This is a genomic window from Bartonella sp. CM86QHHN (genome assembly GCF_042194695.1).
Lineage (GTDB): Bacteria > Pseudomonadota > Alphaproteobacteria > Rhizobiales > Rhizobiaceae > Bartonella.
In genome coordinates this window covers 1-6,475 of record NZ_JBHIND010000036.1, presented here as the reverse complement: position 1 = coordinate 6,475, position 6,475 = coordinate 1, and the positions used below count along the sequence as shown (strand labels likewise).

Here is a 6,475-nt window from a genome sequence, read left to right as displayed (position 1 = left end):
CGCAAGCCGTTAGAAGTAGCTAAGCAGATGTTTCCCAAATCTCATTGGACAGAGCTGAGTGCGGATTGGGCGCGTGATGGGAGCTCTCATGAAGGCATTCATCATAATGATCTTGAAGCTTACGATGATGAGAAGGGCATTGATGTTGAAAACGGTCGTCGGATGGTTACACTTGTTGAATGCCGTTGGTTTGAAAGCGAGCGATATTACAAAGCGCCCGATTTAGAAACGGGTGAATTGCGTGATTATAGCGAAGAGGAATTTAAGCAGTTACAGTGCATGATGCCCGATATCCAAGGGGCAGCTTTCAATAAAAAGGTCGTAAAACGTGCTTTTTTAGGGAGAAAATTGCTTGAATCCCCTGATCAACCTTTGGTTCCAGCGGGTCAATTGGGTTGGGAGTGTATAACAGGGTATTTTGATAAGATAGAACGGCAATTTTATGGGGTTGTCCGTCCGACAAAAGATCCACAACGATGGGCGAATAAATATTTTAGTCAAGTAATGCATATCCTTAATAGCCAATCCAAAGGCGGGATAATGGCAGAGCGGGGCGCATTTGAAGATGTGAGAGAAGCTGTAAAGAGTTGGAGCAGAGTAGATAGTATTACGGTTTTAAAAAATGGCGCTTTGGCAGGTGGTAAGATACAGCCCAAACCCGTAGCGCAATTCCCAACCGGTTTTTTCCAACTGTTTAATGAAGCCAAGGAAGCGATTAATCAAGTTACGGGCTTATCGCCTGAGTTTATCGGGACGAGAGAAGTCTCACAAGCAGGGATTTTAGAAGCACAACGGCGTCAATCTAGTCTTAACCTGCTTGCTTGTCTATTTGATGGCTTGCGTTTGTATCGCAAAAGGCAGGGTAAGATTATTTTGCATCTGATACAGAATTACTTGTCTGATGGTCGTTTGGTGAGGATATCGGGTGAGGAGAATGCGCAATATATTCCCTTAACACGTGAAGCGGTGATGAGTGTTGATTACGATATTGTGGTGGATGATGCTCCAACCAGCCCGAATGAGAAAGAGCGTACCTTTGGCATTATCACACAGCTGCTCCCATTGCTTCAAAATGCGATTACGCCGGATATTATGCTTGATCTACTTCGTTATTCTCCATTGCCTGCGTCATTGCTTAATCGTGTGAGTGAGAAGATGCAACAGCAGCAAATGGCACAACAAGCCCAACAACAGCAAATGAATCCGGAACAAGAAATGAAGTTGCAGGAAAAGCAGCAAGATATTGCGGCTAAAAGTCAGATGCAACAGATGGATTTACAAGGCAAGCAGATTGAATTGGTCATGCGTCAAAAGAGAGCAGAATTGGAAGCTGAATTGATGCAACAGAAGCATGAGCTTGAACGGGAGCGTATTCTTAATGAACGAGCGCAAAATCAAATCATGCGTGAAAGAGCGGCAACATACAGAGGAAGAAGCATTTGAGAGAGGTTAGAGAATGAATGCAGAAATGAACGAAGCTATGAATGAAGATTACAGAGTTGGAGCACCGGTCTTTGATGATGAGAGCTCTTTTGATGCCGGCACTTATGATGGTGAAACGATTGATAATGATGACATTACGTCTCCAGAGCCGGTTGCACAGCCCGTTGAAAAACCTTCAGAGATTGTTCCTAGTATAGAACAGCAGCGTATGGAGCAACAAGCCAAACAAGCCCGTGAAGCGCTTGTAAAGTTTTATGAACCCCAATCCCAGACGCCAATGGTTGAAGGTGAAAATGCACCCCCAGACCTACGTGAGGACCCTGTTCGTTTAGTGGCGTGGATGCTAGATAAGATTCAAAAGCAAGATGCGTATATTAGGGAACAGAAAGAAGCGCTAAGACAAGCTGAGGAACAGCAGCAGCATGATATACGTCTTGGTGAATTTTTTAATAATTCTGTTAAGTCGTTTCAAAATAAATCCAGTGATTTTGATGCCGCGGCAAATTTTCTTTATGAGGCACGCGCAAAGGAATTGAGTTCTTGGTCATCACTTTATCCTGAGTATGGACAACAAAACACAATAGATGCGATTATAAGAGATCAATTGCATGCTCTTGTAGCGACTTGTGCACAAAGAGATCTCAATCCGGCAGAAGAGATTTATAGAATAGCGCAAAATCTTGGCTATCAGAACCAAGCATTACAAGCGAATAATCAAGTTGCTGCGCTTCAAAGCCGGCAGAATTCTGCGAGAACCTTAACGGCATCTGGTGGAGGGGGCAGTGTTGGACCAATCACTTTAGCAAGCATTGATAGGATGTCAGAAGAAGAATTTGACGCTTGGATATCAAATCCGAAAAATAAAGCAATTTTTCGGCAATTGCATGGTGCTGGTAACGGGTATTAAGAGTGCATTTTTATAGAAATTAGCCTGTTTTATGCAGGGTTATGGTCCGGCTTTTAAGCCGGTTTTTTTTACAGCAAAGAAAGGTAAAATCAATGGCATTAACAACAGTTAGAGCAGATGATCCTCATGCGATAAGCACGTGGTCAAAATTATTAAATACAGAAGTTTCAAAGGCGATACCTATTGCCCCCCTTATAGGCAAGGGTTCAAACAGCATTATTCAACTTAAAACTGAAACACAGAAGGGCAGAGGGGATTGTGTTACATTTAGCTTACGTACACAGCTTTTGGGACGGGGAGTTACCTCAGGACAGACGCTTGAGGGGAATGAAGAGGCATTACAATTCCTTCATGACAGACTATATATTGACGAGCTTTCGCATGCAGTTCGTGTAGAAAATGAAGGTAGTATAGCGCAACAACGTACAACGTTTGATTTGCGTGACGAAGCAAAAGATGGCTTAGTTGATTGGTATGCAGATCGCTTAAGCTTGATGTTTTTCATTCAAGCTTGCGGATATACAGCAAGGACAATCTCTTTTGAAGATCGGATGATAGATATCGAGAATGTGCATTATGGATTTAATGAACCTCTGGCACCAAGTAGTAAGCGAATTATCCGTCCAGATGGTAAAACCAAGGATGAAGATCTCAGTGAAGCGCCAAAACACAGCTTTAGTTTGAAGCTTATTGACGAAGCTGTAAAAATGGCGAAACTTGCTAATCCCAAAATTCGACCAGTACGTGTGAATGGGGAGAGTGTTTATGTTCTCTATTTGCACCCAACACAAGTGATGCAATTGCGCACCAATACAGAGACTGGACAGTGGCTTGATATTCAGAAAGCTGCTTACACAGGCTCTCGTGCGCAAAACCCAATCTTTGATGGTTCTTTAGGCATGTATAATGGTGTGATTTTACGTGAATCTGAACATGTCACCCATGGGGTTAAATCTACCGATCATACAGCGAAAAAAAGTGTGCGTCGTGCTGTTTTTCTTGGAGCACAAAGTATCGTTATGGCTTTTGGAAATAATCGCAATGTCAATCGCTATAAATTGGTGGAAGAGCATTTCGACTATCAACGTTACTATGGTTTGTCTGCGAAAACACTGATTGGCATGAAGAAAACCCGTTTCAAATTTCCAAATAGCTCTCAAGCAGCGCAAGATTTTGGAACGATTGTTATCCCCACCTACAGTGGTGAACCTGATAATTAATCATAGGGAGGAAACAAGACATGGCAGATCAATTACCCCCTCCATTACAGGGCAGAAATCTACATACCCAACAGGTAAGTTTTTTGCGGTTAAATATCTCGCATAAAGATAAGCATCTTACGGAGAAAATTGGGATATTACCCCGTGGCGCTTTGATCACTTCAATAAAAGCGTTCGTTAAGACGGCATTTTCAGAAGCGAAATTGAAGATTGGCAGCAGCTATGGGGGCAATGAGTTCAGTGAAAAAGACATCAAAGCCCAAGGCACGCAAGATTTTACGCCAACAGATCAAAAGTCTTTTGTTGCAGATGATAAGGAGATGCCCCTTTATGCAACACGAGACAAAACCACCGATGCTGGTGAATGTATTGTGGTTGTGCAATTCGTAACAAATCATTGAGGGGATAAGACATGGCAGATTATTTACCACAGCCCTTGCAAGGGAGAAATCTTCATACCCAGCAGGTAAGCTTTTTGCGGCTTAATTTTAGCTATGAAGATAAAGAAAAGGTGATGAAGATAGGCACCCTCCCTCGTGGTGCTTTGATTACTTCGATTAAAGTGTTTGTTAAGACAGCATTTTCGGACACAAAGGTCAAAATAGGCAGCACTGCTGGAGGGACTGAGTTTGGTGAAGCGGAAATCAAACAACAGGCAGTAAAAGAGGTTAAGCCCACCAATCAGAAGGAATTTGTCCCTTATGATGAAGAGGTCACTCTCTATGCTAAAGCGGACAAAACAGTACAAGCTGGTCAAGCAAGTATAGTCGTTGAATTTGTGACTAATCACTGAGAGGTATTTTGATGACACGTCATTATATTCGGGTTAAGACTGGAGGACCGATACCAGTAAAGCGAGATGTTTATCGTCATAAGAGAACACTTTCGCACTTAGTGTCGGTCATTCAAGATGAGATTGATGACATAGCCGATGAGTATGTTCAACAAATCCAAGAAAGCATTTTTGCAGCCATTCGTTTTTGTGAACGGGAGACCTTTTACTTTAACGAAAGCCGTGATGTGGTGTTTGAGACACGGGCGGGACAAGGTGTTTATGATGCAAGCACTACCCGCCCTATTGAAACAGCTGTTAAAATAAAAAACGTTTATCTAAGCTCTGATCAACATCATAAGTTTGCCTTGGAATGTAAGGACCATGTTTCTTTAGAGCCTTTGTTATCATCAGAGCAGCAAGGAACGCCGGTTTGTTACAGTTATTTTGATAGGAAATTACATCTTTATCCCACACCGGATAAAGCCTATCAGATTCAACTCATTCTCTCTCCATTGCGTTTATCAGAGATAGAGAGTGTCGATGAGGAGCATCCATGGTTTGTGCACGCGTTTGATTTGATTAAGGCGCGTGCAAAATACGAACTTTACAAGAATATCTTGAAAGATCCCGATTGTGCAACGGCAGCTTACAATGACTTTAACGAACAGTTGCATGAATTGCGTGCAGAGACGTCTCAACGTCATAACGTGACCAGAATAATACCAACGGATTTTTAAGATGGTTTATTTTCCAATCGCTGATTACAGACCAGATGTTTCGGTCGTCAACGGTAGCTTTACGGATACGCTTGTGAATGTTTTACCGGCTGATGGCGGTTACATACCCATGCCTAGTGCAATGGTTGTGTCTCATGCTTTGGAAGAAAAGCCTTTGGGGTGCATAGCGTTTAGAAGTGGCAATGGTGTTAAGATAATTGTAGGAGGCAAACAAAAGCTTTACAGTTATGATAGTCAAACCAAGGGTTGGAAAGACATAAGCCAAAGTGGTGTGACCTATCAAGCAAATGAAGAGAATAAATGGTCGTTTGCTCTTTTTAAAAACATGGTTATTGCGGTGAATAAAAATGATAAACCGCAAGTTTTCAAGGTCCTTAGTTCTGAACGGTTTGAAGATTTAGAAGGAAATCCACCGAAAGCAGGATTGGTTAAGGTTTGGGGACCTTTTGTTTGTTTGATGCAATTGACAGATAATCCCAATCGCATCCATTGGTCTGGAGAAGGCGATGAAACTCTATGGGAGACTCAATATAATGTTAGTGGTTATATGGATTTCCAAGATGGAGAATATGTGCAGGGGGCAACAGAAACAACCAATCCCCTTATTTTTCTTCGTTCTGCTATTTATGCTGGTTCTTTGACGTTAGGTTCCAAGAGCCCGTTTGCTTTTCAAAAGATCCAAGACAAACGTGGAGCGCGCAGTGCAGCCTCTATAGCGTGTCGCGGGAGTGATGCTTTTTTTGCTGGTGATGGTGGCTTTTATCAGATCAGTGCTGATGGTCAACTTTTGCCGATAGGCTTTGAGAAGGTTGATAGAACGGTTTTTAAAACCTTTGATAAGTTTGCTCTTGATGAGATGCAAGGGGTTATAGACCCCATTGATAACCGGATTTACTGGTCCTTAAAAAGAGGTAATAACGAGCAAACGACCTTTGTCTATGATTGGGGATTGCAGAAATGGTCGACGCTACAGGGAAAACCTTTCACGTTGTTTCCAGTATTTACGACAGGTTATACTTTAGAACAGTTAGATGAGATCTCGATCAATCTTGAGACATTGCCGGCTTCTTTAGACAGCCCTCGTTGGCAAAGTGGCGCCCCAATGCTTGGTGCTTTTGATGATGAAAATAGACTTGTTATGTTTACGGGAGCACCGATGGAGGCAACGGTTGTTTCGCAAGAAATGGGGGCACCAGATGGAAGTTTTAACTTTATCACGAAGATGTTTGCTGAAGTTGATACGACGGAAGGTCTTTTAAGCATAGGAGAGCGTCGGCTTCGCAATCATCAGACACCGATTACATGGCATAAGGAGAGGGCATGTTCATATGTCACGGGTGCTTATCATGGTCGTTCGCGCAATCGTTATCACCGCTTTAAATTGCGTATTCCT

7 protein-coding genes are annotated in these 6,475 nt (G+C 42.5%); all 7 read left to right on the top strand.

The annotated features are described in order from the left end of the window. On the top strand, positions 1-1,443 hold a 1,443-nt coding region (locus ACFIKX_RS03245), incomplete at its 5' end, for a phage portal protein (RefSeq protein WP_375661205.1). 13 nt (positions 1,444-1,456) lie between these two features. Next, positions 1,457-2,350: a hypothetical protein gene (locus ACFIKX_RS03240; protein ID WP_375628273.1), complete on the top strand. Its 894-nt coding sequence runs from the start codon at positions 1,457-1,459 to the stop codon at positions 2,348-2,350. Positions 2,351-2,442: 92 nt separating this feature from the next. Further along, positions 2,443-3,570: a N4-gp56 family major capsid protein gene (locus ACFIKX_RS03235; RefSeq protein WP_375628271.1), complete on the top strand. Its 1,128-nt coding sequence runs from the start codon at positions 2,443-2,445 to the stop codon at positions 3,568-3,570. A 20-nt stretch (positions 3,571-3,590) separates the two neighbouring features. Then, complete coding sequence (locus ACFIKX_RS03230; protein WP_375628269.1) at positions 3,591-3,971, top strand: hypothetical protein; 381 nt, start codon at positions 3,591-3,593, stop codon at positions 3,969-3,971. An 11-nt stretch (positions 3,972-3,982) separates the two neighbouring features. Beyond that, positions 3,983-4,363: a hypothetical protein gene (locus tag ACFIKX_RS03225; protein WP_375612646.1), complete on the top strand. Its 381-nt coding sequence runs from the start codon at positions 3,983-3,985 to the stop codon at positions 4,361-4,363. A gap of 11 nt (positions 4,364-4,374) precedes the next feature. Continuing rightward, complete coding sequence (locus ACFIKX_RS03220) at positions 4,375-5,082, top strand: hypothetical protein (RefSeq protein WP_375628267.1); 708 nt, start codon at positions 4,375-4,377, stop codon at positions 5,080-5,082. A gap of 1 nt (position 5,083) precedes the next feature. Beyond that, on the top strand, positions 5,084-6,475 hold a 1,392-nt coding region (locus ACFIKX_RS03215), incomplete at its 3' end, for a hypothetical protein (protein WP_375661204.1).

Excerpts from the sequence above, each read along its gene's own strand:
- ACFIKX_RS03240 (WP_375628273.1), top strand. The coding sequence starts at position 1,457 with ATGAATGCAGAAATGAACGAAGCTATGAATGAAGATTACAGAGTTGGA.
- ACFIKX_RS03235 (WP_375628271.1), top strand. The coding sequence starts at position 2,443 with ATGGCATTAACAACAGTTAGAGCAGATGATCCTCATGCGATAAGCACG.
- ACFIKX_RS03230 (WP_375628269.1), top strand. The coding sequence starts at position 3,591 with ATGGCAGATCAATTACCCCCTCCATTACAGGGCAGAAATCTACATACC.
- ACFIKX_RS03225 (WP_375612646.1), top strand. The coding sequence starts at position 3,983 with ATGGCAGATTATTTACCACAGCCCTTGCAAGGGAGAAATCTTCATACC.
- ACFIKX_RS03220 (WP_375628267.1), top strand. The coding sequence starts at position 4,375 with ATGACACGTCATTATATTCGGGTTAAGACTGGAGGACCGATACCAGTA.